Origin of the sequence: Pseudomonas sp. Colony2 (assembly GCF_019382755.1) — a bacterium.
In the GTDB taxonomy this organism is placed as follows: domain Bacteria; phylum Pseudomonadota; class Gammaproteobacteria; order Pseudomonadales; family Pseudomonadaceae; genus Aquipseudomonas.
Genome location: NZ_CP080030.1, coordinates 919,207 through 944,910 on the forward strand (window position 1 = coordinate 919,207; position 25,704 = coordinate 944,910).

19 protein-coding genes are annotated in these 25,704 nt (G+C 60.6%); 4 read left to right on the forward strand and 15 right to left on the reverse strand.

Annotation, left to right across the window (positions count from 1 at the left end; all coding sequences use genetic code 11):
- Positions 1-88: 88 nt before the first annotated feature.
- Both pnp and JV201_RS03705 read left to right on the forward strand, forming a co-directional pair.
- Positions 89-2,194, forward strand: coding sequence for a polyribonucleotide nucleotidyltransferase (gene pnp, locus JV201_RS03700; protein WP_003212180.1), 2,106 nt, complete (start codon positions 89-91; stop codon positions 2,192-2,194).
- A gap of 295 nt (positions 2,195-2,489) precedes the next feature.
- On the forward strand, positions 2,490-3,110 hold the full coding sequence (locus JV201_RS03705) for a BON domain-containing protein (protein ID WP_003212178.1): 621 nt from the start codon (positions 2,490-2,492) through the stop codon (positions 3,108-3,110).
- 330 nt (positions 3,111-3,440) lie between these two features.
- Here JV201_RS03705 and JV201_RS03710 read toward each other — a convergent pair whose 3' ends face one another.
- From JV201_RS03710 to dksA, 14 genes are all read right to left on the reverse strand, one after another.
- The gene (locus JV201_RS03710) at positions 3,441-6,380 is read right to left on the reverse strand and encodes a DUF748 domain-containing protein (RefSeq protein WP_008436847.1); all 2,940 of its coding nucleotides are present in this window, start codon (positions 6,378-6,380) and stop codon (positions 3,441-3,443) included.
- Positions 6,381-6,488: 108 nt separating this feature from the next.
- Positions 6,489-7,505: a class I SAM-dependent rRNA methyltransferase gene (locus tag JV201_RS03715; protein WP_219406529.1), complete on the reverse strand. Its 1,017-nt coding sequence runs from the start codon at positions 7,503-7,505 to the stop codon at positions 6,489-6,491.
- Between the two features lie 43 nt (positions 7,506-7,548).
- Entirely contained in the window at positions 7,549-8,424 is an 876-nt protein-coding gene (locus JV201_RS03720) for an oxygenase MpaB family protein (protein WP_102604509.1), read from the reverse strand.
- A 6-nt stretch (positions 8,425-8,430) separates the two neighbouring features.
- Positions 8,431-10,368: an acetate--CoA ligase gene (gene acs, locus JV201_RS03725; protein ID WP_219406530.1), complete on the reverse strand. Its 1,938-nt coding sequence runs from the start codon at positions 10,366-10,368 to the stop codon at positions 8,431-8,433.
- Between the two features lie 184 nt (positions 10,369-10,552).
- Positions 10,553-12,217, reverse strand: a complete 1,665-nt coding sequence (pgi, locus tag JV201_RS03730) for a glucose-6-phosphate isomerase (RefSeq protein WP_003212168.1) — start codon at positions 12,215-12,217, stop codon at positions 10,553-10,555.
- 225 nt (positions 12,218-12,442) lie between these two features.
- Complete coding sequence (gene panC / locus JV201_RS03735; protein ID WP_008436871.1) at positions 12,443-13,294, reverse strand: pantoate--beta-alanine ligase; 852 nt, start codon at positions 13,292-13,294, stop codon at positions 12,443-12,445.
- A complete protein-coding gene (gene panB / locus JV201_RS03740) occupies positions 13,291-14,091 on the reverse strand; it encodes a 3-methyl-2-oxobutanoate hydroxymethyltransferase (protein ID WP_102368085.1) in 801 nt (266 codons plus the stop codon). The genes panC and panB overlap by 4 nt, the downstream gene beginning before the upstream one ends.
- 348 nt (positions 14,092-14,439) lie before the next feature.
- Positions 14,440-14,928: a 2-amino-4-hydroxy-6-hydroxymethyldihydropteridine diphosphokinase gene (gene folK, locus JV201_RS03745; RefSeq protein ID WP_003212163.1), complete on the reverse strand. Its 489-nt coding sequence runs from the start codon at positions 14,926-14,928 to the stop codon at positions 14,440-14,442.
- Between the two features lie 4 nt (positions 14,929-14,932).
- Complete coding sequence (locus tag JV201_RS03750; RefSeq protein ID WP_003212161.1) at positions 14,933-16,339, reverse strand: polynucleotide adenylyltransferase PcnB; 1,407 nt, start codon at positions 16,337-16,339, stop codon at positions 14,933-14,935.
- A 711-nt stretch (positions 16,340-17,050) separates the two neighbouring features.
- Positions 17,051-18,490 carry a sigma-54 dependent transcriptional regulator gene (locus tag JV201_RS03755; protein WP_003212159.1) on the reverse strand — a complete coding sequence of 480 codons (1,440 nt, stop codon included), beginning with the start codon at positions 18,488-18,490 and terminating at the stop codon, positions 17,051-17,053.
- 22 nt (positions 18,491-18,512) lie between these two features.
- On the reverse strand, positions 18,513-21,467 hold the full coding sequence (locus JV201_RS03760) for a sensor histidine kinase (RefSeq protein ID WP_219406531.1): 2,955 nt from the start codon (positions 21,465-21,467) through the stop codon (positions 18,513-18,515).
- Positions 21,451-21,627 (reverse strand): hypothetical protein, encoded by a 177-nt coding sequence (locus JV201_RS03765; protein ID WP_003176118.1) that lies wholly within the window; start codon positions 21,625-21,627, stop codon positions 21,451-21,453. The genes JV201_RS03760 and JV201_RS03765 overlap by 17 nt, the downstream gene beginning before the upstream one ends.
- Positions 21,628-21,689: 62 nt before the next feature.
- Positions 21,690-22,577 (reverse strand): tRNA glutamyl-Q(34) synthetase GluQRS, encoded by an 888-nt coding sequence (gene gluQRS, locus JV201_RS03770; protein WP_219406532.1) that lies wholly within the window; start codon positions 22,575-22,577, stop codon positions 21,690-21,692.
- 84 nt (positions 22,578-22,661) lie between these two features.
- Positions 22,662-23,096, reverse strand: a complete 435-nt coding sequence (gene dksA, locus JV201_RS03775; protein ID WP_003212154.1) for an RNA polymerase-binding protein DksA — start codon at positions 23,094-23,096, stop codon at positions 22,662-22,664.
- A gap of 321 nt (positions 23,097-23,417) precedes the next feature.
- Between dksA and JV201_RS03780 the strand changes: the two genes are divergently transcribed.
- Complete coding sequence (locus tag JV201_RS03780) at positions 23,418-24,590, forward strand: pyridoxal phosphate-dependent aminotransferase (protein WP_008436881.1); 1,173 nt, start codon at positions 23,418-23,420, stop codon at positions 24,588-24,590.
- Positions 24,590-25,303: a DNA/RNA nuclease SfsA gene (gene sfsA, locus JV201_RS03785; RefSeq protein ID WP_003212151.1), complete on the forward strand. Its 714-nt coding sequence runs from the start codon at positions 24,590-24,592 to the stop codon at positions 25,301-25,303. The genes JV201_RS03780 and sfsA overlap by 1 nt, the downstream gene beginning before the upstream one ends.
- Here sfsA and JV201_RS03790 read toward each other — a convergent pair.
- On the reverse strand, positions 25,300-25,617 hold the full coding sequence (locus tag JV201_RS03790; protein WP_102604515.1) for a Rieske (2Fe-2S) protein: 318 nt from the start codon (positions 25,615-25,617) through the stop codon (positions 25,300-25,302). The genes sfsA and JV201_RS03790 overlap by 4 nt on opposite strands.
- Between the last annotated feature and the right edge of the window lie 87 nt (positions 25,618-25,704).

Here is a 25,704-nt window from a genome sequence, read left to right on the forward strand (position 1 = left end):
TGGACAGGCGTTGGGCCGATTCCCGACATTGCCCAAGAATTTCGCAAGAAGACAAGTTCCCCAAGAGCCACAAAGAAGGTAGGACACCGTGAACCCGGTTATCAAAAAATTCCAGTTCGGTCAGTCGACCGTTACCCTCGAGACAGGCCGTATCGCCCGTCAAGCCTCCGGCGCAGTGCTGGTCACCGTTGACGACGACGTCACCGTATTGGTGACCGTTGTAGGCGCAAAGACCGCTGACCCAAGCAAAGGCTTCTTCCCTCTTTCCGTTCACTACCAGGAAAAGACTTACGCTGCCGGTAAGATCCCTGGTGGTTTCTTCAAGCGTGAAGGCCGTCCTTCCGAGAAAGAAACCCTGACTTCCCGACTGATCGACCGTCCGATCCGTCCGCTGTTCCCAGAAGGCTTCATGAACGAAGTGCAGGTTGTCTGCACCGTCGTTTCCACCAGCAAGAAGACCGATCCGGACATCGCTGCGATGATCGGTACCTCGGCGGCCCTGGCCATCTCCGGTATTCCTTTCGATGGTCCGATCGGCGCTGCCCGTGTTGCATTCCACGAAAGCACCGGCTACCTGCTGAACCCGACTTACGAACAACAGAAAGCTTCGAGCCTGGACATGGTCGTTGCCGGTACTTCGGAAGCCGTGTTGATGGTTGAATCGGAAGCCAAAGAGCTGACCGAAGACCAGATGCTGGGCGCTGTACTGTTTGCTCACGACGAGTTCCAGGTTGTGATCAACGCTGTCAAGGAACTGGCCGCTGAAGCTGCCAAGCCAACCTGGACCTGGGCTCCTCAGCCAGAAGCTACTGCACTGCTGGGCGCTATCCGCTCCGAGTTCGGCACCGCTATCTCCGACGCCTACACCATCACCATCAAGGCCGACCGTTACGCTCGCCTGGGTGAGCTGAAGGACCAGGTTGTTGCCAAGCTGTCCGGTGAAGAAGGCCAGCCTTCTTCCAGCGAAGTCAAAGCAGCCTTCGGCGAAATCGAATACCGCACCGTTCGCGAAAACATCGTTAACGGCAAGCCACGTATCGACGGCCGCGACACCCGCACCGTACGTCCGCTGAACATCGAAGTCGGCGTTCTGCCAAAAACCCACGGTTCGGCCCTGTTCACCCGCGGTGAAACCCAGGCCCTGGTTGTTGCAACACTGGGTACTGCCCGTGACGCACAGCTGCTGGACACCCTGGAAGGCGAGAAAAAAGACCCGTTCATGCTGCACTACAACTTCCCTCCGTTCTCGGTAGGTGAGTGTGGTCGCATGGGTGGCGCTGGTCGTCGCGAAATCGGTCACGGCCGTCTGGCCCGTCGTTCGATTGCAGCCATGTTGCCTGCCGCCGACGTGTTCCCGTACACCATTCGCGTTGTGTCGGAAATCACCGAGTCCAACGGTTCCAGCTCCATGGCTTCGGTCTGCGGCGCTTCCCTGGCTCTGATGGATGCCGGCGTTCCGATGAAGGCACCGGTTGCCGGTATCGCCATGGGCCTGGTTAAAGAAGGCGAAAAGTTCGCCATCCTGACCGACATCCTGGGCGACGAAGACCACCTGGGCGACATGGACTTCAAAGTAGCCGGTACCGCCAAAGGTGTTACCGCGCTGCAGATGGACATCAAGATCAAGGGCATCACCGAAGAAATCATGGAAATCGCTCTGGGCCAAGCCCTGGAAGCGCGCCTGAACATCCTCGGTCAGATGAACCAGATCATTGGCCAGTCCCGTACCGAACTGTCGGAAAATGCTCCGACCATGATCGCGATGAAAATCGACACCGACAAAATCCGTGATGTTATCGGTAAAGGCGGCGCGACCATTCGTGCGATCTGTGAAGAGACCAAGGCTTCGATCGACATCGAAGACGACGGCTCGATCAAGATCTTCGGCGAAACCAAGGAAGCGGCTGAAGCGGCACGTCAGCGCGTCCTGGGTATCACTGCTGAAGCCGAGATCGGCAAGATCTACGTCGGTAAGGTTGAGCGCATCGTCGACTTCGGCGCATTCGTCAACATCCTGCCGGGCAAGGACGGTCTGGTTCACATCTCCATGCTGAGCGATGCTCGCGTTGAGAAAGTGACCGACATCCTGAAAGAAGGCCAGGAAGTGGAAGTGCTGGTACTGGACGTGGACAACCGCGGCCGTATCAAGCTGTCCATCAAGGACGTAGCAGCAGCCAAGGCTTCGGGCGTTTAATCACCCCGTCGCTGCAAGCTGAAAAAGGACTCTTCGGAGTCCTTTTTTTATGCCTGCGGGAAAGTGTCGCGAAATCAGGCGTTTAGCCATACCCCAAAAGCCGCAACTTGCATGCAGGCACGTTCGTCTTCATGCAAGTTGCACGATTCCGAAAATCACCTGTTTTCATAACGTATTGTTTTATAAGGATTTAATTGGCCGCGTCGAGTTGGCACACTGTCTGCAATATCCCTGTTAACGCTGCAGCATCAAGGTTTACGTACTGCAGACTTTTAATAAAACAGGAGTTACTCGTATGAAGAAGTTCGCTCTCGCTACTGCTACCGCTCTGACCCTGGCCATGGGTGCTAACGTAGCCTTTGCTCAGACTTCCCAAGCCCCTATGACGCTGGCGGCCGGTGAAGTCACCAAGGCTAAAGAGTCCACTTCGGATACCTGGATCACCACCAAAGTCAAAGCTGACCTGCTGACCGAGAAAGGTATTCCTGGTTCGGACATTAAGGTTGAGACCAACAAAGGTGTGGTTTCCCTGTCCTCGACAGTTGCTATCTCTGACGCTCAGAAAGCTACTGCTGTAGCGATCACCAAGAAAATCAAAGGCGTAACCGCAGTTTCGGCTGACGGCCTGATGGCTGGCGGCGCTACCAAGGCTGATAACGTCGACAAAACCAAAAGCGCAGCTGCTGGTGCCAAAGAGTCCACCTCGGACACTTGGATCACCACCAAAGTGAAAGCTGACCTGGTAACCGAGAAAGGTATTCCTGGCACCGACATCAAAGTCGAAACCAACAAAGGTGTAGTTTCCCTGTCGTCGACCGTCGCAGTGACTGAAGCGCAGAAAACTACCGCGGTGAACATCACCAAGAAAATCAAAGGCGTTAAAGCTGTATCGGCCGACGGCCTGAAAGCAGAGTAACGCTTAACGAATCGCCTGAGCTAGGCGGAGGCGGCCACGAGCGAGTTAGATATCCGCTCAATGCACCTCACAGGTTCATGCGACCGACCACACGGATGTGGTCATTACAGGCCCCGGCACTTGTGTCGGGGCCTGTTCTATTGTGGGTAGAAAAGTGGGGAGGTCAGCGAGGCTCTTGTGGCGAGGGGGCTTGCCCCCGTTGGGCTGCGTAGCGGCCCCTTGGTATGACGACGGTGATCCGCCTGAATGACCGCGACGCCCTCATTGGGGCCGCTACGCAGCCCAACGGGGGACAAGCCCCCTCGCCACAGGTACTCAGCGGGTGCCGGTTTATTCGGCATCCAGATGCATCGGTGTTACCACCCGACCATCTTTCTCCGCTTCCCCAAGGTTTGCATCGATAAAGTAAACCCGCTCATCTTCCAGCTGCGCCTTGTCTACCAGGTAGTCCTTGATCGCGCTGGCGCGGTCCTGGCCCAGTTGGCGCAGCAACACGTCACTGCCACTCCAGAACTTGATCACACCGTCCCGCAGCTTGGCGGTGCGCTCGTCATTGCTCAGGTCTTTCCATTCGGCCGGAGGCTGTTGTTTCAGGCGGGTGCGGTAGATGCCTTCCAGCAGCGGCGCCTTTTCCTTTTCCGGTACTTCAAGCAACGACGCCTGGGCCGGCACCTTGTCGCCACGGCGCTGGAGGATCTTGTAGTAGTTGTACTGGTATTCGCGTTCCAGCCGTTGTGCGGCCAAAAGCGGGCCGTCACTGCTGGCAGCGGCGGTGCCTTCGATCTCCAGGCGCAGCGCAGGGCGCTCCTTGAGGGCTTTGGCCAGGCTGTCGAGGGCCGACTGGGAATCCTTGCTCAGCTCGCTCGAGCCTGCGGCAAACGACACGTTGCCAAGGTCTTGAGCACCACCACCGCTGATCAGGCCACCAATGAACTTGAATGGCGCCGTGGCCGCACGCACTACCAGGTTGCGCAGGGTCTGCCAGACAATCGGCATGACGCTGAACTGCGGGTTGTTCAAGTCGCCGGTCACCGGCAGTTCGATCGAGATCTTGCCGTCGGAGTCCTTGAGCAGGGCTATCGCCAGGCGAATCGGCAGGTCCACGGCGTCGGCGCTGTCGACCTTCTCACCCAGTTGCAGTTGCTCGACCACCACCTTGTTTTCGGCCTTCAACTGGCCCTTGGTGATGACGTAATGCAGGTCAAGGTTGAGCCGACCCTTGCGGATGCGGAACCCGGCAAACTTGCCCGAGTATGGCGTCAGGGTGGTCAGTTCGACGCGTTTGAAGCTGGTGGCGATATCCAGTGCGGCCATCGGGTCAAACGGATTCACGCTGCCCTTGATGGTGACCGGTGCATAACGGTCAACCTTGCCCTTGACGTCGACGCTCGCCGGTTTGGCCTGGCGACTGTCAATGGTGCCGATCTGGCCGTTGAGCTGCTGGATGGCCGTGGCGAAGTTCGGGGTCAGGCTGAAGTCGGCGAAGTTGGCCGAGCCGTCGTTGATCGCAATTTGACCAATATGAATGCCCAGGGGCTTCTCTTTGCTGGCCGCAGGTTTCGCCGCGGACTTGCCGGGGCTGTTGGCCGGCTGCGGGATCAGCAGGTCATCGATGTTGGTGGTGCGGTCATCGTTGATCATGAAGCGCGCATAGGGCTGCAACAGGTTGACCTTGTCGATCGACAGGCTGTCGCCATGTTGATAATTCACGCCTTCCAGCACCAGGCGCTGCCACTTGAGGAAGTCGCGGGTCTTCATGGTGTCCAGGGTGTGCAACTGGTCGACCTGGGCCCGGCCGGTCACCTGGAATGCCAGGGGGTCGGTGCTTTTCAGGTTCACGTCGAGGTTGCTGCCGAGCATGCCGCTACGCAGTTCCAGGCGGATAAATGGGCTGATATAGGACTGGGCGACGCGCAGGTCGATGTCCTTGGTATCCACTTTCAGCTTGGCGCTGACCGGGCTCAGGTTGACCTGGCCGGTCGCCTCGAGCTTGCCTTGTTTGCCTACGCCGGTATCGAGCTTGAGGGTAAAAGGGCTCTGGTTAAGGCTGTCGAAACCCTGCAGGTCAAGGTTCAGCGGCCCGACTTCCAGGGCGACTGCCGGTTTGGCCGAGCGGTCAGCCAGATGCACTTGATAGTCGCGCAGTTGCACGTCCTTGAGCAGCACTTGCCAAGGCTTGCTCGGCGCTGCCGGTGCAGGTTTTGGCGAGTCGGCGGTAGCGGGTGCGGTGGCTGGCTCGGCTGCGGGTGCAGTTGCAGGTTTGCTCGGTTGGCTGGCAAACAGCTTCTGCCAGTCCAGCTGGCCGTCGGCTTCAAGGGCGGCCCAGGTTTCGAGTTTATTACTGCGGATCTTGCCGACGATCACTTGCTGTTTGGCCAGGTCCACGGTGGTTTCGCTGACGTCCAGCTTCTGCAGGCGCGCGAGCGGCCGGCCATCCGGGGCCTTGATCGCAAACGGCGCGACACTCAGGGCAACGTTGGTCAGGTTCAGCTCGGTTTCCTTGGCCAGGCTCAGCTTGTAGTCGGTGCTGAAGTTGAGGATGCCGTCTTCCAGAACCAGCGGCACCGCGTCACGTACATACGGCCACCAGACTTTCATCTTGCCGTCGGTAACCTTGAGTTTGCCCTCGGAGGCGATCGGGATCAGGCTGAAGTTGCCGGTCCAGTCGATCTGGCCGCCTTCAGGGCCGGCTGCCACCAGGGTCATGTCGGCGTTGTCATCGGGCAGCGTGCTGAGGTTTTTCAGCTCGAAATCGAGTTTGTCGTAGAGAAACTCGATCGGCTCGCTCGGGCGCAAATCCTGGAAGTGCACATAGCCGCCTGCCAGCTTGATGTTATCGATGCGCAGCGGGAATGGCTTGGCGTTCGGATCGGTTGGTGTCGGTTCGCTGGCCGGGAGTTTGAACAGCTGCGCCAGGTTGAGCTGGCCGGATTTGTCGAACAGCAGCTCGGTCTTGGGCTTGTCGAGTTGTACGTCGGCCAGGTGCAGGGCGCGGGTCCACAGGCTGTCGATCTGCAGGTTGGCATAGAGGCGTTCAAAGGCCACTTGCTCCTTGCCCGGCTCACCGATATTCAGGCCCCACACGGTCAGTTCGAGGCTGAACGGGTTGAGCTCGATACGCTCGACACGCGCCGGCACCGTGGCGTAGTTGGCCAACTGTTGGTTGGCCACGCGAAGGGCAATACCGGGGAGAATCAGGAAGCCCAGCAAGCTGTACAGGGCAAGGGCGGTCAGCAAGGCGCCAGCGGCGCGAATCAATCCTTTGGGCATATGTGACGCCATCTATGTCAATCAAGAGTGCCTTGGAGTATGGCACGGGTTTACGGTTCCGAAGAGCCGGGCCTTTATTACTGCGCCCTGGCCCTTTTGGGACAAGTCCTACAGTTGCAGGATCAGGGTCTTCAGCGGTGGTTGCTGGTCGTGGGACGGGAAGTCTGCGCCGGGTGTCATGACCTGCCAGTCGCGCACCGGGCGCCCGGCCTTTTCCGCGCAGCGCAGGACCTGGTCACGCCAGTCGTCCATGCCGACTTTCGCCAGGTTGTTGCAGCAGATCAGCACGCCGTTGTCGGCCGTGGCCAGCAGCGCCGGCTTGAGCAGGCTCTGGTAGTCGCGCAGCAGGTCGACCGTGCCGAAGGCGCTCTTGGCCCAGGCGGGCGGGTCGAGCAGTACCAGATCGTATTGACGCTGCTCCAGGCGCGGGTAACTCGGCAGCTTCTGCCCCCGACGCTGGCTGATGGGCAGGCCGGCCAGCTGGCGGATTGCCGGGAAGTAGTCGGACTGGATGAATTCCATCGTCGGCAATTGCGGGTTGAGTTGACCGTTTTCGCGACCGACCGCCAGGTTGCCCTCGGCAAAGTCCAGGTTGCACACCTCACGAGCGCCACCGGCAGCAGCACTCAGGCCTACGCCGCAGGTGTAGGCAAACAGGTTCAGCACGCTTTCGCCGGCGCTGTGTGCCTTGACCCAGCCGCGGGTGTTGCGCAGGTCCAGGAACAACAGCGGGTCTTGCCCGGCATGGCGGCCGCGCACGCGGTAATTGAGGCCCCATTCGTGGCCGACCAGGTCTTCCAGGGCTGCGGGCTCGGCGCGGTACACCGTGTCTTCACGGTCGATGCGCGAGTTGCCCCGGGAGCGGTCGTTGTAGACCAGCAGCAGTTCAAGCCCCAGGTGCTGGTTGATTGCTTGATGCAGGTGCAACAGGTCGTCGCTTTCCAGCGACTGGTGAAAACTCTGCACCAGCAGTTGCGGGCCGTAGCGGTCGATCGTCAGGCCACCGGCGCCTTCCTGGCTGCCGTGGAACAGGCGATAGCAATCGGTACCTTGCGCATGCAGCTCGGCGAGCAGGTCCTGGCGATGATCGAGGGCGGCGCGCAGCGCCTGATTCAAGGAAGACATAGTGCGCGCCTTGCAGAGTAATTGGGGCGCGGGAGTTTAACAGTTATGGCTCCAGCAGGCCCATTCGCCTGTGGGCCCGCTGCACCGAACCATTGCGCATGGCCCAGCGCAACAACGGCGCGCTGCGCCTGACCCCGGCACGAATCATCTGGCGCTGGATCGGGCTTTGCTTCTGCCCGAGCATGTCGCTGGCCCAGTCCGGCAGCAGGTCGATACCGGCCTGCATCATCAGCGAGCCAAACGGCTTGGCCAGGGTGCTGGGAGACGGCGCATTGAGCAGCAGGCGCAGGACTTCGTGGCTGCGCTGGTCACACAGCAGTTGCGGACGGATACGCTCAAGGTAATCGGAAATTTCCTGGCGCGAACGCGGCACATGGCGCGCGCCCAATTGCTCGGCCACCAGGGCGATTTCGCTGTAGTACCGGTCTTGATCCCTCGCAGATAAATCCGGGTTGCGATAACGCAGGTGGGCCGCGAGAAAGTTGCTGACCTCCGCCACATGCACCCAGGTCAGCAACTCGGGATCACTGGCGGCATACGGTCGGCCGTCCGGTGCATGGCCGACCACTTGCAGGTGAATGGTGCGCACTTTCTCGATCAGCCATTCGGCGTCACGCCGCGAACCAAACGTGGTGCCGGAAATGAACTGCGAGGTGCGTCGTAACCGCCCCAGCATGTCCTGCCGAAAGTTCGAGTGGTCCCACACGCCGGCCAACGCCAGCGGGTGCAATGCCTGCAACATCAACGCGCTGATGCCGCCGATCAACATGCTGCTGAAGTCGCCATGGACCTTCCAGCTCACCGAGTTCGGCCCAAAGAGACCCGGATCGCCCTTGGGGTTCTCCAGGTCGAGTTGGCCCAGCGACAAGCCGGTCAGGCTCATCAGCTGGTTTTCGATGCGGCTGCGAATGAATTCCATGGGTTCCTAGCGGTTGAGGCGCTTGTCGATCAGGCCGTCCACCACGCTCGGGTCGGCCAGTGTGGATGTATCTCCCAGGCTGTCCAGCTCGTTGCAGGCAATCTTGCGCAGGATCCGCCGCATGATCTTGCCTGAGCGGGTTTTCGGCAAGGCCGGCGCCCATTGAATCAGCTCGGGCTTGGCGAAGCTGCCGATTTCCTTGCTGACCAGGTCCAGCAGGTGCTTTTTCAGCGCGTCGTCGGGCTCGACGCCATTCATGGGCGTGACGAAGGCATAGATGCCCTGGCCTTTTACGTCGTGTGGATAACCGACCACCGCGGCTTCTGCGACCTGATCATGCAGCACCAGGGCGCTTTCGACTTCGGCGGTGCCGATGCGGTGCCCGGAAACATTGATCACATCGTCGATGCGGCCGGTGATCCAGTAGTCACCATCCTCGTCGCGCCGCGCGCCGTCGCCGGTAAAGTAGTAGCCGGGGTAGGGTTTGAAATAGGTGTCGATCATCCGCTGAGGGTCGCCGTACACGCTGCGGATCTGCCCTGGCCAGCTGGATTTGATCGCCAGCACGCCGCTGCCGGCGCCACTGATTTCCTTGCCTTGCTCGTCGAGCAGCACCGGCACCACGCCAAACATCGGCTGGGTGGCGCAGCCGGGCTTGATCCGCTGGGCGCTGACCAGCGGGCTGAGCATGATGCCGCCGGTTTCGGTCTGCCACCAGGTGTCGACAATCGGGCAGCGTTGTTCGCCCACGGCATTGAAGTACCAGTCCCAGGCTTCCGGGTTGATTGGCTCGCCGACACTGCCCAGCAGGCGCAGGCTGGCGCGGGAAGTGTTTTCCAGTGGGCCGTGGCCTTCCCGCATCAGCGCGCGTAACGCGGTCGGCGCTGTGTAGAAGATGTTGACCTTGTGTTTGTCGATCACCTGCCAGAACCGCGAGCTGTCCGGGTAGCTCGGCACGCCTTCGAACATCAGCGAGGTCGCACCATTGGCCAGTGGCCCGTACACGATATAGCTGTGGCCGGTGACCCAGCCGACATCGGCGGTGCACCAGAACACTTCGCCTTCGCGGTAATCGAGCACGTACTTGAAGGTCATCGCAGCCTGCAGCAGGTAACCGCCGGTGGTGTGCAACACACCTTTGGGTTTGCCGGTGCTGCCGGAGGTGTAGAGGATAAACAGCGGGTCTTCCGCATCCATCGGCTCGGGCGGGCAGTCGTCGCTGGCTGCATCCAGGGCCTGTTGATACTTGAGGTCGCGCCCTTCAGTCCAATTGACTGCCGCGCCAGTGCGCTGCACCACCAGTACCGTGCTGACACCCGGGCAACTGGCCAGAGCCTTGTCGACATTCTGTTTCAGCGCCACCGGCTTGCCGCCGCGCACGCCTTCATCGGCGGTGATCACCGTGCGGCAATCGGCGTCGAGAATGCGGTCGCGCAGGGCGTCCGGCGAGAATCCGCCAAACACCACCGAATGCACCGCACCAATCCGCGTACAGGCCAGCATCGCGTAGGCCGCCTCGGGAATCATCGGCATGTAGATACACACGCGGTCGCCTTTCTTTACGCCACGGCTTTTCAGCACGTTGGCCAGGCGGCTGACGTTTTGGTGGAGTTGGCGGTAGGTGATTTTGGAAGACTTTGCAGGATCATCGCCTTCCCAGATGAAGGCCGGCTGGTCGGCACGTTGCGCCAGGTGACGGTCGATGCAGTTGTAACTGACGTTCAGTTGGCCACCGGCAAACCATTGGGCGGCGCCGGTCTTGATGTCGGATTTCTGAACGGTCTGCCAAGGCGTGGACCAGTCGAGAAAGCGCTTGGCCTGTTCGGCCCAGAACGTATCGGGTTGCTCGACGGATTGGCGGTAGAGGCGCTGGTAGTCCTCTTGACTGAGTTGCGCAGCCCGGCGGACGGCATCGGCGGTGGGGAACGTGCTGATATCGAACATGAGGGATCCTTATTCTTGTTTTTTGCGACAAGAGGGGAGCTTTGCGACCCTCGTAGGAGCTGGCTTGCCAGCGATTGCATCACTTCGGTATTGAGTTTCACCGAGGTGTTTGCATCGCTGGCAAGCCAGCTCCTACAAGGGTCCGCTCCCGCAGGTTCAGACCCTCATTGTAGTGCTGATACCATCAACCGCGGTGACGGCCGCGGAAGTAGTTGATCAACCCCTGGGTGGACGCGTCGTCCGCAGGCTGTTCTTCAGTGCCGGTCAGGCGGTTGTAGACGCCTTTGCCCAGCTCCTTGCCCAACTCCACGCCCCACTGGTCGAACGCGTTGATGCCCCAGATGACGCTTTGCACGAACACTTTGTGTTCATACATCGCCACCAGTGCGCCAAGACGGCGAGGGCTGATGCGTTCAACCACAATGGTGTTGCTCGGACGGTTGCCCGGGATCACCTTGTGCGGTGCCAGCTTCTGCACTTCGGCTTCGTCCATGCCCTTGTCGCGCAGCTCGGCTTCAGCCTCGGCGCGGGTCTTGCCGAGCATCAGGGCCTGGCTCTGGGACAGGCAGTTGGCGTACAGCCACTGATGGTGGTCGGAAACCGGGTTGAAGCTGACGATCGGTACGATGAAGTCGGCCGGGATCAGTTGGGTGCCCTGGTGCAGCAGCTGGTGGTAAGCATGCTGGCCGTTGCAGCCTACGCCGCCCCAGATAACCGGGCCGGTGTCGGTGGAAACCGGCGTACCGTCCTGGCGCACGCTCTTGCCGTTGGATTCCATGTCCAGCTGTTGCAGGTGCTTGGTGATGTTACGCAGGTAGTGATCGTACGGCAGGATTGCGTGGCTCTGCGCGCCCCAGAAGTTGCCGTACCACACGCCCAGCAGGCCGAGCAGCACCGGCATGTTCGCCTCGAATGGAGCGGTCTGGAAATGCTGGTCCATGGTGTAGGCGCCGGACAGCAGTTCCTTGAAGTTGGACATGCCGATGGCCAGCGCGATGGGCAGGCCGATGGCCGACCACAGCGAGTAACGACCGCCCACCCAGTCCCACATCGGGAAAATGTTCTCTTCGCGGATACCGAAGGCCACGGCCGCCGCGTTGTTGCTCGATACGGCGATGAAGTGGCGATACAGCTCGGCTTCCGAGCCACCCTGGGCCAGGTACCAGGCGCGGGCGGCCTGGGCGTTTTTCAGGGTTTCGAGGGTGTTGAAGGATTTCGACGAGACGATGAACAGCGTGGTCTCGGCGCGCAGCTTCATGGTCAGCTCGTGGAACTCACTGCCGTCGATGTTCGCCAGGTAATGGCAGCGCACGCCTTTGTGGGCGTAGGACAACAGCGCTTCAGACACCAGCTCCGGGCCGAGGAACGAGCCACCGATACCGATGTTCACCACGTCGGTGATCGGCTTCTCGGTGTAGCCACGCCACAGGCCGTCGTGGATGCGGCCGACCAGGTCAGTGATCTGGTTCAGCACCTTGTGCACGTCCGGCATGATGTTCACGCCGTTGACCGACAGTTTGTCACCCACTGGGCGGCGCAGTGCGGTGTGCAGCGCCGGGCGGCCTTCGGAAGAGTTGACCGGCTCGCCGTTGAACAGCGACTTGATCGCGCCCTGAAGGTCGACTTCCTTGGCCAGGCCTACCAGCAGGTCGCGGGTTTCGCTGGTGATCAGGTTTTTCGAGTAATCGAGGAAAAGTCCGCAGCTGCTCAAGGTGAACTGGGTAAAGCGCTGGGGATCGGCATTAAAGGCTTCGCGCATGCTGAAATCCTGCATGGCTTGGCGATGTTGATTGAGCGCTTGCCAGGCGGGCAGAGCGGTAACGTCATGAGGAGTGCGGTAGTACGCCATCGCTGCGGGTTTCCTTTTTATTGCTGGGACTGCTTTTAGGACACTTGAAAGCCGGGAATGTCCTGTCTTTGTGAAGATGACAGGCTCCGGTCAACGCCAACGAAGAGCGTAGGGCGAATACATTAAACCTAGCGTGTCGATCTGTCTTGGCTTTGTCTGCGCTGTGGCCGGTACTTTTTTATACCGGCCGATCAGGCAGTGCAACAGGCGGGGTGTGCGGCGGGGTCAGTTCAGGTGCAGATGCAGGTTGTCGATCAGCCGGGTGGCGCCCAGGTAGGCGGCGACCAGGATCACCAGGTCTTTGTCTTCGGCGGTGGCCGGACGCAGGTGCAGGCCCTGGCGAACCTCCAGGTAGTCCATGCGAAAACCTGCCGCTTCGATCTGCTGGACCTGTGCGGCACGCAGTTTGGCGAAGTCGCGGTCGCCCGCTTCAATGGCGGCGGCGATCTGGCTGAGGCTGCGGTACAGCACCGGTGCGATCGCGCGCTGCTCGTCGGTGAGGTAACCATTGCGCGACGACAGCGCGAGGCCGTCGTCGGCGCGCACGGTCGGCTCGCCGATAATCTGGATCGGCATGTTCAGGTCATGGACCATGGCGCGAATCACCGCCAGTTGCTGGTAGTCCTTCTGGCCAAAGATCGCCAGGTCCGGCTGGACCATGTTGAACAGCTTGCTGACCACCGTGGCCACGCCTTCAAAATGCCCGGGCCGGCTGGCGCCGCACAGGCCTTCGGACAGTTGCGGCACGCTGACGCGAGTCTGGCCGGCCATGCCGTCGGGGTACATTTCGTCGACGGTCGGGGCGAACAGCAGGTTGCAACCGGCTTGCAAGAGCTTCTCCTGGTCGGCCGCCAGGGTGCGCGGGTATTTGTCCAGGTCTTCGCCGGCGCCAAATTGCAGCGGGTTGACGAAAATGCTCGCCACCACGAAGTCGGCTTGTTGCGCAGCCTTGGTGACCAGCGTGGCATGGCCGCTGTGCAGGTTGCCCATGGTGGGCACGAAGCCGATGCGTTTGCCCGCGCTGCGGGCATGGGTGACGGCGGCGCGCAGTTCGCGCACGGTCTTGACGGTGTTCATGCGGAGAATCCGTGTTCGGCGCCCGGGAAGGTGATGGCTTTGACTTCGCTGACATAGGCGGCGAGGGCTGATTGGATGCTGTCCTGGCCCGCCATGAAGTTCTTCACGAACTTGGGTACGCGGCCGGTAAGGGACAGGCCCAGCATGTCATGCAGTACCAATACCTGGCCGTCTGTGGCAGAACCGGCGCCGATACCGATCACCGGTACTTTAACGGCCTGGGTGATTTCCGCTGCCAGCTCGCTTGGCACGCATTCGAGCAGAATCATGCACGCACCGGCCTGTTCAAGGGCGATGGCATCGGCCCGCATCTGGCGCGCCTGGGCTTCGCCGCGGCCTTGTACCTTGTAGCCGCCGAGGATATTCACCGACTGTGGCGTCAGGCCCATGTGCGCGCAAACCGGCACGCCGCGTTCAGCCAGCAAACGAATTGACTCGGCGAGCCAGGCGGCACCTTCAACCTTGATCATGTGTGCACCGGCACGCATCAGTTGAGCACTGTTGGTCAGGGTCTGTTCGATGGTGGCATCGGCCATGAAGGGCAGGTCGGCAATGATGAAGGCGCCTTCGTTGCCGCGCTTGACGCAGGCCGTGTGGTAAGCGATTTCATCGTTGGTGACGGGCAGGGTGCTGTCATTCCCTTGTAGAACCATGCCCAGGGAGTCCCCCACCAGCAACACTTCAACTCCTGCCTGGCTGCTGGCCTGGGCAAAAGTGGCGTCGTAGCAGGTCAGCATGGTGATCTTTTCACCTTTGAGCTTGAGGCTCTGCAAGGTGCTCAGGGTAACGTTTGGCATGAAAAGGGTCCTCATTCAGGCGCTTGGAAACAGCGAGTAACGCGCGTGAGTCTTCGTTTATACAGGCGCACTTTCTTAAGGATCAGTGCTTATAAGGCCTGGATTGCGCCCTTTAGCGCCGGGTAGGCGGCAGCGGGACGCCTATAGTCGTGAGGAGGACTCTGGAAGTCAATTGGATGTGTTACCGCATTGTTACGGCGGTGGTGTTACCGCTGTTACTGATGCGATTCAGCAGTAAATGATGCGTAGTAAATGCAGGAGCGAGCTTGCTCGCGAAGGTCGTCAATGATGACGCGGGAAGCCTGGCGCCCAGCGGTGTTCTCAGGTTTTTCGCGAGCAAGCTCGCTCCTACAGGTTTGAAGGCAGGCGTTCCAGGCCGACAAACGGGCAGGCATCCAGCAGGTCGCCGAGCAGGCGGCCATCGGCCAGTTGCAGGCTGGCCGGGGCCAGTTCTGCCAGCGGGTAAAGCACGAACGCCCGCAGGTGCATTTGATAGTGCGGCACCTTCAGGCGTGGCTCGTCGATCAGCCGGTCGCCAAACACCAGGATATCCAGGTCCAGGGTGCGCGGGCCCCAACGCTCAAGACGCTCGCGGCCCTGGTCATTCTCGATGGCTTGCAGCGCATCGAGCAGTTCCAGTGGTGCCAGGGCGCTGTCCAGGGCCGCGACCGCATTGGTATAGCGCGGCTGGCCCGGGAGCAGGGAATCACTTTGATAGAAGGCGGAGACGCCCGCCAGCGTGGTGTCCGGCAATTGCGCGAGGGCCTCGATGGCGTCGCGCAATTGTTGTTCAGGGGCAGCCAGGTTGCTGCCCATGCCGACGTAGATACGTTCCACGTGCTTACTCGCCCGACGCGCTCGATGAATCGCCAGCGCTGCGTTTGCGCTTGCTGCCACTGCTGCGGCGACGTTTTTTCGGGCCATCGCCGGTGGCTTCGCCTTTGCTGCTGAGCTCTTTGATCATCTCGCGGCGCTGGCTGTCGTTGGCGTCCTGGTAGTCGGTCCACCATTCGCCCAGGCCGTCGGTCTGCTCGCCGGCGCTTTCGCGCAGCAGCAGGAAGTCATAGCCGGCACGGAAGCGCGGGTTGTCCAGCAGCAGGTCGGCGCGTTTGCCGCTGCGGCGTGGCAGGCGCTCCTGCATGTCCCAGATCTCGCGGATCGGCATGGTGAAGCGTTTCGGGATGGCGATGCGCTGGCATTGCTCGGCGATCAGCTCGTGAGCGGCTTCCTGCATGGCCGGAATTGCCGGCATGCCACGGTCTTGCAAGCGCATGACGCGTTTTGGAAGCGCTGGCCACAACAGGGCGGCAAACAGGAACGCCGGGGTTACCGGTTTGTTCTGCTTGATGCGCAGGTCGGTGTTGATCAAGGCTTCGCTGATCAGCGTGTGGGTGTAGGTCGGGTTGTACTCCAGTGCTTCGGCGCTGGCCGGGAACAGTGGGTCGAACAACTGCAGGTCTACCAGCATTTCGAAGGTGTCGGCAGCATAGCCGGAGAGGAACAGCTTGAGCACCTCTTCGAACAACCGGGCCGAGGGGATTTCCCGCAGCATCGGCGCCAGGTCGCGAATCGGCGCGGCCGTGTGCTTCTCGATGCCGAAGTTCAGCTTGGCGGCGAAACGCACGGCCCGCAGCATGCGCACCGGGTCTTCCTGGTAGCGTTGCGTCGGGTCGCCGATCAGGCGCAGCAGGTTGTTGCGGATGTCGTGTACGCCATTGGCGTAATCGAGGATGCGCTCGCTGACCGGATCGTAATACAGGGCATTGATGGTGAAGTCGCGGCGCTGCGCGTCTTCTTCCAGGGTGCCGTAGACGTTGTCCCGCAGGATGCGCCCGCTTTCGTTGCGGGAAGACTGGTTAGTGTCTTCTTCTTCATCGTTTTGCGGATGGTTGGCGCGGAAGGTCGCGACCTCGATGATCTCGCGACCAAAGTGGATGTGCACCAACTTGAAGCGCCGGCCGATGATCCGCGCATTGCGGAATTCGGCACGCACTTGTTCCGGCGTGGCGCTGGTGGCGACGTCGAAATCCTTGGGAGTGATATTGAGCAACATGTCGCGCACGCAACCGCCAACCAGGTAGGCCTGGTAGCCGGCGTTCTGCAAACGTTCGACGATGTTCACCGCATAACGGCTGAACTGGGCGCGTTGCAGCGAATGCTGGCTGCTATTGAGCACTTCAGGCGTGCTGCGTTTGTGTTGCGTACGACGCAAGGGAGAACGGAATGACTGGAACAACTTCTTCAGCATGGGATGCACTGTTTGAAGGAATGTTCGGCCATAACGAAGAATGACCGCATGATGGGCCGGGATTCTAGCATTTAGTCAGGGGATGGTGTAGGAACTAGCTGCAAGGCTTGAGCCAGAAGCTTAAAAGAAGGGTGGCAGGTGCCAAATCGCGGAAACTACAAGGGGAGCCGAAGCTCCCCCAGAAGTAGTTGCGTGCTCTGTTTTTATTATTGGTTTCGGGCTTCTTGTTTTTGTTGATCGCCCTCGCCATGAAGCTTCACCTTCATGACACTCCCAATCGGGAGCCAAGAGCAAACGGATTGCTTTGGTCGCTGTGTTGCTGATCTACGATCCAACCAGTTCAGGCTCTGCCTTAGGGCAGTTTTTGTTGTTCTCGGCCTGGTTGCGGGGCAAGCCCCAAATGCAACGCCTCTCCAAAAGAATCAGTTAGCTGCGCCTCCGCCGTGTTGTTTTTGTTATGCGTGAGTCGATTCGTCTTATTTTTATTGTCTTGTACATTTGCTTGTTATTGTTTTTGTACTAAGCATATAGCAGGGTGCGTGCCAACTTTTGCGAGGCCCAGCAAAATAAGGGGTTTGGGGCGTTTTCGGGTTTTTTGTAGGCGAAAAAAAGCCGGGGCTTCGTTACCGTAAGCCCCGGCTTTTGTTACGTGAAAAATCAGCGGTAACAGTTTTTTCACATCTGCGGGTGTTACCTGTGGGGGCGACCCACTCAGCTTTCGCTGGCAACCCCGGTCTTGCGCCGCGGGATACCCAGGCGCTGGCGCCGTTCCCACAGGCATTTACGGCTGACGCCCAGTTTGCGCGCCAGTTCGGTCTCGGTCATGTGGTCCTGGTGCTCCAGCACGAAATGCTGGAAGTAATCTTCCAGTGACAAATCTTCTGTCGGCTCGTGGCTGTTGTTACTGCCGCCACCTTGCTGCGGTGGCAAACCGATGAAGTCATCATCATCCAGGTCGCTGAGCTCGATATCGATCCCCAGCAGCTCGGCGGAAATTTCCGGGCTCTCCGACAGAATCACCGCACGCTCTACCGCGTTTTCCAGCTCCCGCACGTTACCCGGCCAGGAGTAGTGACGAATCGCCTGCTCGGCATCGGCAGCAAACTTCAGGTCGGTACGGTTGATGCGCGCACTCTGGCGCGCCAGGAAGGCCGTGGCGATTTCGTTGACGTCAGCGCCGCGCTCACGCAGGGCCGGCAGTTTGAGTGCGATCACGTGCAGACGGTAATAAAGGTCTTCACGGAACTGGCCAATCTTGGCCAGGCTCTTCAGGTCACGGTGAGTGGCCGCAATCAGTCGTACGTCGACCTTTTGCGACTGTACCGAACCGACGCGACGTATTTCGCCTTCCTGGAGTACCCGCAGCAAGCGTGCCTGGGCTTCCAGCGGCAGTTCGCCAATCTCGTCGAGGAACAGCGTGCCGCCGTCGGCGGCTTCAACCAAACCCGCACGGCCAGCACTGGCGCCGGTAAAGGCGCCTTTTTCATGGCCGAACAATTCGGATTCGATCAGGGATTCGGGGATCGCCGCGCAGTTCACCGAGATCATCGGTGCCTTGGCGCGCTTGGACAGGTTGTGCAGGGCACGGGCCACCAGTTCTTTACCGGTACCGGACTCGCCCTGGATCAGTACATTGGAGTCGGTTGGCGCTACTTTGCGGATCTTGCTGTAAAGGTCCTGCATGGGTGGGCAGGAGCCGATGATGCCGATTTCGCCGTTACTGTTATCAATACCGGGTTTTTCAGAACCATTGGCGGCCTTGCCCGCTGCCGGGCGTTCAGCCGGTGCGCTGCTGGCCGATTGACGGTCACGCAGGATGCGCGCTACGGCCTGGAGCATTTCGTCGTGGTCGAAGGGCTTGGCAATGTAGTCCACCGCGCCCATCTTCATGGAGTCCACGGCCGAGCGCAGGCTGGCGTAGCTGGTCATGATCAGCACCGGAGTGCCTTGGCCGAGCTTGATCAGCTCGGTGCCGGGGGCGCCTGGCAAACGCAGGTCACTGACGATCAGGTCGAACGTGGGAATGCTGAAACGCTCTTGGGCTTCCTGCACCGAGCCGGCTTCGCTGACCTGGTACTGATTACGTTCAAGCAGGCGACGCAAGGCAGAGCGGATAATGGTTTCGTCTTCGACGATCAAAATGTGCGGCATTGATTCAACTCTCTCGACGGTCTCAGTTCACAGCGGACGTCGCTTCGACATGACGCGGCAAGGTCACCCGAATACGGGTGCCGCGTTGGCTTTCGGTGTCAGCCGGGCTGTCGATGGTGATTTGTCCATAATGCTCTTCAACGATGGAATAGACCAGTGCAAGGCCCAGACCGGTACCTTCACCCGGATCCTTGGTGGTGAAGAAGGGTTCGAACAATCGATCCATGATGTTCTGTGGAATGCCGCTGCCTTCGTCCTCGACGATCAGATCGACCGTGTGCTCGAAAGCCTCGCTCTTGACCCGTACTGCGCTGCCGGCCGGCGATGCGTCGCGGGCGTTGGACAGCAGGTTGATCAGCACTTGGGCCAGGCGTTGTGGATCACCGTCGACCCAGTGTTCCGGGTCGCACAGGTTAAAGAACTGTACTTCGAAATTGCGCCGGTTCAAGGCCAGCAGCCCAATGGCATCCTGGGCCACTTCGGCCAGGCACACCGCTTCGTCGTGATTCTGATGGGCGCCCGCGTGGGCAAAGCTCATCAGCGACTGCACGATGCGCGAAACACGCTTGGTCTGCTCGAGAATCTGCCCGCTGATTTCGATGATTTCGCCGTCTTCTTCGCGCTCTTCCCGCAGGTTTTGCGCGAGGCAGGCGATACCGGTGATCGGATTGCCGATTTCATGGGCCACACCCGCGGCCAGGCGCCCGATGCTGGCCAGGCGCTCGGAGTGCACCAGCTTGTCTTCGAGCATCTGGGTTTCGGTCAGGTCTTCCACCAGCAGCACCAGGCCGCTGTTGCCGGGCGCCAGTGGCTCGTCGATGGCGGCCTTGTGCAGGTTGAGCCAGCGGGTCTGGCCATCCAGCGCCAGGTGCTGTTTGTGCAAGTGTTCGTCGGGCAGGTTGATGAAGCCCTGGAGCAATTCTTTCCACGGGTCGCCAATGGTGTTCAGGCGCGAGCCCACCACACGTTGGGCGGCGATGCCGGTAAGCTCTTCCATGGCCTTGTTCCACATCAGGATCTCTTGATCCTTGGCCAGGGAGCAGACGCCCATCGGCAGTTCCTGCAACGTCTGGCGGTGATAGCGGCGCAGGGCGTCGAGTTCGGCGGCAAGGCCGGTGAGGCGGGAGTGGTAATCCTCCAGCCGGCTCTCGATGAAGTGGATGTCTTCGGTCACGTAGTTTTCGCCGCCGGCCTTGTAGGGCAGGAAGGTCTCGACCATGTCCTGGGACACGCTCGGGCCCATCAGGCCGGAGAGGTTGGCTTCGATACGGTCCCGCAGGCGGCGCAGGGCATAAGGCCGGCGCTCGTCGAACGGCAAGTAGAGATCGCGCAGGGCCTGCTCGACTTCCTTTTGTGCGGCCTTGGCGCCCAGCGGCTTGGCCAGTTGCGTGGCGAATTCCTGGGGTGAGGCCGCGTGCAGTTCGCGGCGTTGCGGGCGACGGACGTTGTCCACTGCGCAGGCTTCGGCAGCGCTGGTTTCTTCGGGGCTGGCGTTGGTGAACAGCGAGATCAGGGTGAACATCAGCACGTTGGCCGCCAGCGAGGCAATTGCCGCCATGTGCCAACTGGTGTCATCCAGCACGTAGATCATGTTCAGCAGCGGGATGTAGAAGCCCTGCAGGTTGCCCACCAGCGGCAGCAGCATGGTCACGGTCCATACCAGGATCCCGGCGAGCAAACCGGCGATAAAGCCTCGGCGGTTGGCGGTCGGCCAGTACAGCACCGACAGCACGCCCGGCAGGAACTGCAAGGTGGCAACGAAGGCAACGATGCCCAGGTTGGCCAGGTCCTGTTCTGCACCCAGCAACAGGTAGAAGCCATAGCCGGCCATGATGATCGCGACGATCAGGGCCCGGCGGGTCCATTTCAGCCAGCGGTAGATATTGCCTTCGGCCGGCGGCTGGTAGAGCGGCAGCACCAGGTGATTCAGCGCCATCCCCGACAGCGCCAGGGTACTGACGATGATCAGCCCGCTGGAGGCCGATAATCCGCCGACATAGGCCAGCAATGCGAGGGATTTGCTGTTGGCTGCAATGCCCACGCCCAGCGTGAAGTATTCGGGATTGGTGGTGGCGCCAAGTTTCAGGCCGGCCCACAGGATCAGCGGCACCGCCAGGCTCATCAACAGCAGGAACAGCGGCAAGCCCCAGCTGGCGCTGACCAGCGAGCGCGGGTTGAGGTTTTCGGTGAAGGTCATGTGGTACATGTGCGGCATCACAATCGCCGAGGCGAAGAACACCAAAAGCAGCGTGCGCCATGGGCCTTCCTGCAACGGCGTGTGCAGTGCGGCCAGGGCGGTCTGGTTTTGCAGCAGCCACAGTTCCAGCTGTTGCGGGCCGTCGAATACGCCATACAACGCGTACAGACCGACGCCGCCGATGGCGATCAGCTTGATCACCGATTCAAACGCGATCGCAAACACCAGTCCTTCATGTTTTTCACGGGTGGCGATATGCCGTGAGCCGAAGAAAATCGTGAACAGAGTGATCAGTGCGCAGAAGCTCAATGCCACGCGGTGTTGCACCGGTTCGCGGGTGAGGATGCTGATGGAGTCGGCCACGGCCTGGATCTGCAATGCCAGCAACGGCAGCACGCCGATCAGCATGAAAATCGTGGTCAGCGCACCGGCCCAGGTACTGCGAAAACGGAACGCAAACAGGTCGGCCAGGGACGACAACTGATAGGTGCGGGTGATTTTCAGGATCGGATACAACAGCACCGGCGCCAGCAAAAACGCGCCGGACACCCCAAGATAACTGGACAGAAAGCCGTAACCGTACTGATAGGCCAGGCCCACGGTGCCATAAAACGCCCAGGCACTCGCGTACACGCCCAAGGACAAGGTGTAGGTCAACGGATGGCGAATGATCGCCCGCGGAATCATCCCGCGTTCACTGATCCAGGCTACCCCGAACAACGCGGCCAGGTAGGCGGCGCTGATCAGCAGCATCTCGGTCAGGCTAAAGCTCATCGGCATCTTTTTGGCTCTGCAGGATGAAAGTCACGACGATCAGAATCAGCCAAAGCAGATAGGGCCGGTACCAGGCGCCTGTGGCGTCGATCCACCAATCCATGATGGCGGGAGAAAACAGGTAGATCCCGACGACCAGCAGCAGGACCAATCGATAGATGTACATGTTGGCCTCTGATTGAAAAACTGCGGCGATGGTAACGGATGGCTCGCAAGCTGCAAGCGCCTTCAGCGCAATTGCGCTTCGGCCAGCGTGAGTGTGCGCGGGATCTGTGTGGCATCCCAGTGTTCAATGCCCCAATCCAGCAGTTCCCGTGGGCTGGCGTGGTGCAGTTCGTCGCCCGCCGGCTGGCCCAGGGCGCGCAGTGCTCTTAACAGCAAAGGCGTGGCCTGGTCAGTGGTCAAGGGCGGTGAGCGGTAGGATTTGCCCAGCTTGTTACCGTCCGGCTGGATGATCAACGGCACATGCAGGTAACGCGGTTGGCGCAGGCCCAGCAGTTCTTGCAGATACAGTTGGCGCGGCGTGGAGTCGAGCAGGTCGGCGCCACGCACGATGTCGGTCACACCTTGCCAGGCATCATCGAGGACTACCGCCAGTTGGTAGGCATACAGGCCGTCGCGACGGCGGATGATGAAGTCGCCTACGTCGCGACCCAGATGCTGTCGGAATTTGCCTTGTACGCGGTCGGTAAAGTGGTACTCCAACTCCGGCACTCGCAGGCGGATGGCGGCATCTTGCTGGTCATGCCCGGCATTGCGGCACAGTCCCGGATAAATCCCGTTATAGGGCTCCAGTTGCTTGCGCGAGCAGGTGCAGGCGTAGGCCAGGCCATGATTGAACAGGCGGTTGAGCACTTCGGCGTAGGCATCGTGCCGCTCGCTTTGTCGGACCAACTCCCCGTCCCATTCGAAGCCGTAGCGTTCAAGGGCATTCAGGATTGCGGCCTGGGCGCCGGGTTCTTCCCGTGGCGGATCGAGGTCTTCCATGCGCATCAGCCAGCGGCCTTGATTGGCACGGGCGTCGAGGTAGGAGGCGAGGGCGGCGACCAGGGAACCGAAGTGCAGGTGTCCGCTGGGCGTGGGGGCGAAACGCCCGATATAGGAGGAGGCTGTCATGGGCCGGATATTACTGGAAAACCAGCAAACGCCAGAAACAAAAATGGGGCGTTCGCACGCCCCATTTGTCCAGCCCGGCAGTGATTACTTGCCGACCTGTTTTTCCTTGATTTCAGCCAAGGTCTTGCAGTCCACGCACAGGTCGGCGGTAGGACGCGCTTCCAGGCGGCGAATACCGATCTCGACGCCGCAGGACTCGCACCAGCCGTACTCTTCGTCTTCGATGAGTTGCAGGGTCTTGTCGATCTTCTTGATCAGCTTGCGCTCGCGATCACGGGCGCGCAGTTCAAGGGCGAACTCTTCTTCCTGGCTGGCACGGTCTGCCGGGTCCGGGAAGTTGGCCGCTTCGTCCTTCATATGGTCAACGGTACGGTCAACCTCTTGCATCAAGTCCTGTTTCCACTGCTTCAGGATCTTGGAGAAGTGTTCGCGCATGGGCTTGCCCATGTATTCCTCACCCTTCGCCTCGACGTAGGGTTGGAAGCCGCTGATGCTCTGTTGCTTTGCTTGGGTGGGCATGAATGGACCGCCTCTCACTCTTCTAATCCATTGCGCAGGATTGCAACATCACCGACACCTGCCGGCCCTGCGGCTGCAAGCGGGCGAACTTACCAGATAGATTCGGGGTGCGCCACTCCCGGTTGTCGAGGCACCGTCTCCTGAGGCTTGCAAACCGCCGCAGGCCCCAGCAGGGCGGGCTTGTATGGTCTCGAATGTTGATTTTAGCTGTTTTGCAGGTAGTTGCTTGCCGTGCTTGCTACATGTCTTGGGGCAATAGAGCAGGTTTTGCGCGGCGGGTTGGGTAGAATCGGGGTTTGTCCTCAGAGTTAAGGAAGGCTAATGGCTCAGCCCTACAGTGCGCGCAGCCGCGCTATCGAACCTTTCCATGTCATGGCGTTGCTGGCGCGGGCCAATGAATTGCAGGCCGCCGGTCACGACGTGATTCACCTGGAAATCGGCGAGCCGGACTTCACCACCGCCGAGCCCATCATCAAGGCCGGGCAGGCGGCGCTGGCCAATGGCAAGACCCGCTATACCGCGGCCCGCGGGCTGCCGGAGTTGCGGCAAGCCATCAGCGGTTTCTACCAGCAGCGCTACGGGTTGAGCATCGATCCCGAGCGAATTCTGATTACTCCCGGCGGCTCGGGAGCCTTGTTGCTGGCGAGCAGCCTGCTGGTGGATCCTGGCAAGCACTGGCTGCTGGCAGACCCAGGCTACCCCTGCAACCGCCACTTCCTGCGGCTGGTGGAGGGCGCGGCCCAACTGGTCCCGGTCGGCCCCGAGGTGCGTTATCAACTGACCGCCGACCTGGTGGCGCGCCATTGGGATCAGGACAGCGTGGGCGCGTTGGTCGCGTCGCCTGCCAACCCTACCGGCACCATCCTGACGCGGGACGAGTTGGCGGGGTTGTCGAGCGCCATCAAGGCGCGCAATGGGCATTTGGTGGTGGATGAGATCTACCACGGCCTGACCTACGGCACCGATGCCGCCAGCGTGCTGGAAGTTGACGATGAAGCCTTCGTTCTAAATAGTTTTTCGAAGTATTTCGGAATGACCGGCTGGCGCCTGGGCTGGCTGGTGGCGCCGCCTGCTGCGGTGGGTGAGCTGGAGAAACTGGCGCAGAATCTCTACATCAGCGCGCCGAGCATGGCCCAGCATGCGGCCCTGGCCTGCTTCACCCCGCAAACATTGAACATTCTTGAAGATCGCCGGGCCGAGTTTGGCCGGCGTCGCGACTTCCTGCTGCCAGCGTTGCGCGAGTTGGGTTTCGGTATTGCCGTGGAGCCGGAAGGCGCGTTCTACCTGTATGCCGATATCAGCGCATTCGGCGGCGATGCCTTCGCGTTCTGCCGGCACTTCCTCGAAACCGAGCACGTTGCGTTCACGCCGGGCCTGGATTTCGGCCGTTATCAAGCCGGTCACCATGTGCGTTTTGCCTACACGCAAAACCTTGATCGCCTACAGCAAGCCGTTGAACGGATTGCCCGCGGCCTGCGGAGTTGGCAAGGCTGATGCGCTTTAATCCTCCCCTTGAAGAAGGCCGGCTGATCCGCCGCTACAAGCGTTTTCTCGCCGATATCGAAACCGTTACCGGCGAGTTGTTGACCATTCACTGCCCGAACACCGGCTCGATGTTCAACTGCATGGTGGAAGGTGGCCAGGTCTGGTTCAGCCGCTCCAATGACCCCAAGCGCAAGCTGCCAGGCACCTGGGAAATCAGCGAAACCCCACAAGGGCGCCTGGCGTGTGTGAACACGGCGCGGGCCAATCAGTTGGTTGAAGAAGCGCTGCGCGCGGGGGTTATCACCGAGCTCAATGGCTTTACTGCCTTGAAACGCGAAGTCGCCTACGGCCAGGAAAACAGCCGGATCGATTTCCGCCTGGACTACCCGGCGGGCGCGGCGTATGTCGAAGTCAAAAGCGTCACCCTCGGGTTTGACGGGACCTCGACGGCGGCGTTTCCCGATGCCGTGACCCAGCGCGGTGCCAAGCATCTGCGTGAGCTGGCGCATCTGGCGCGTGAGGGTGTACGGGCAGTGCAGTTGTACTGCGTCAACCTCTCGGGGATCGATGCGGTGCGTCCTGCCGAAGAAATTGATGCCGGTTATGCGGCAGCGTTGCGTGAGGCCAAGGCGGCGGGCGTCGAGGTGCTGGCCTATGGCGTGCGAGTGACGTCAGAGGAAATCTGCGTCGATCGCCGGCTGGAAGTATTGCTCGGCGACTAGAGTTGTACCCACAGGCCTTGTTCGTCCTCGCGGCCGGGCAGGGCTGTCAGGCTCTGGCCGGCGCAAGGGCCGGCGACGCACTCACCGCTTTCGATCAGGAACAGCGCGCCATGGGTGGCGCACTGGATCAGGCTGGCGCTGGGGTCGAGAAACTGGTGCGGCTGCCATTCCAGCGGCACCCCGCGATGCGGGCAGCGGTTGATATAGAAGTAGGCAATGCCTTCGCGGCGCACGGCAAACAGCTTGCGGCCGTCGATATCGAAACCGAGGCTGGCGTTGGGTGTGAGTTCGCTGGAGGCGCAGAGAAACTTCATATCGATCCTTAAGTGCCGCCGTTTGCGGGCTGCAAGGCTATCCTGGTTTTTGCCGCAGAGCCCGGTGCTTGACGTGCAAATGCAAAC

Bases quoted from the DNA above. Each gene is read 5' to 3' on its own strand.
- JV201_RS03720 (WP_102604509.1), bottom strand. From the start codon at position 8,424: ATGGAATTCATTCGCAGCCGCATCGAAAACCAGCTGATGAGCCTGACC.
- panB (WP_102368085.1), bottom strand. From the start codon at position 14,091: ATGCCAAACGTTACCCTGAGCACCTTGCAGAGCCTCAAGCTCAAAGGT.
- pgi (WP_003212168.1), bottom strand. From the start codon at position 12,217: ATGGCGTACTACCGCACTCCTCATGACGTTACCGCTCTGCCCGCCTGG.
- JV201_RS03790 (WP_102604515.1), bottom strand. From the start codon at position 25,617: ATGAAGTTTCTCTGCGCCTCCAGCGAACTCACACCCAACGCCAGCCTC.
- JV201_RS03750 (WP_003212161.1), bottom strand. From the start codon at position 16,339: ATGCTGAAGAAGTTGTTCCAGTCATTCCGTTCTCCCTTGCGTCGTACG.
- JV201_RS03765 (WP_003176118.1), bottom strand. From the start codon at position 21,627: ATGTACATCTATCGATTGGTCCTGCTGCTGGTCGTCGGGATCTACCTG.
- gluQRS (WP_219406532.1), bottom strand. From the start codon at position 22,577: ATGACAGCCTCCTCCTATATCGGGCGTTTCGCCCCCACGCCCAGCGGA.
- panC (WP_008436871.1), bottom strand. From the start codon at position 13,294: ATGAACACCGTCAAGACCGTGCGCGAACTGCGCGCCGCCGTCACCCAT.
- JV201_RS03705 (WP_003212178.1), top strand. From the start codon at position 2,490: ATGAAGAAGTTCGCTCTCGCTACTGCTACCGCTCTGACCCTGGCCATG.
- JV201_RS03715 (WP_219406529.1), bottom strand. From the start codon at position 7,505: ATGTCTTCCTTGAATCAGGCGCTGCGCGCCGCCCTCGATCATCGCCAG.
- JV201_RS03710 (WP_008436847.1), bottom strand. From the start codon at position 6,380: ATGCCCAAAGGATTGATTCGCGCCGCTGGCGCCTTGCTGACCGCCCTT.
- JV201_RS03780 (WP_008436881.1), top strand. From the start codon at position 23,418: ATGGCTCAGCCCTACAGTGCGCGCAGCCGCGCTATCGAACCTTTCCAT.
- sfsA (WP_003212151.1), top strand. From the start codon at position 24,590: ATGCGCTTTAATCCTCCCCTTGAAGAAGGCCGGCTGATCCGCCGCTAC.
- JV201_RS03755 (WP_003212159.1), bottom strand. From the start codon at position 18,490: ATGCCGCACATTTTGATCGTCGAAGACGAAACCATTATCCGCTCTGCC.
- acs (WP_219406530.1), bottom strand. From the start codon at position 10,368: ATGTTCGATATCAGCACGTTCCCCACCGCCGATGCCGTCCGCCGGGCT.
- JV201_RS03760 (WP_219406531.1), bottom strand. From the start codon at position 21,467: ATGCCGATGAGCTTTAGCCTGACCGAGATGCTGCTGATCAGCGCCGCC.
- dksA (WP_003212154.1), bottom strand. From the start codon at position 23,096: ATGCCCACCCAAGCAAAGCAACAGAGCATCAGCGGCTTCCAACCCTAC.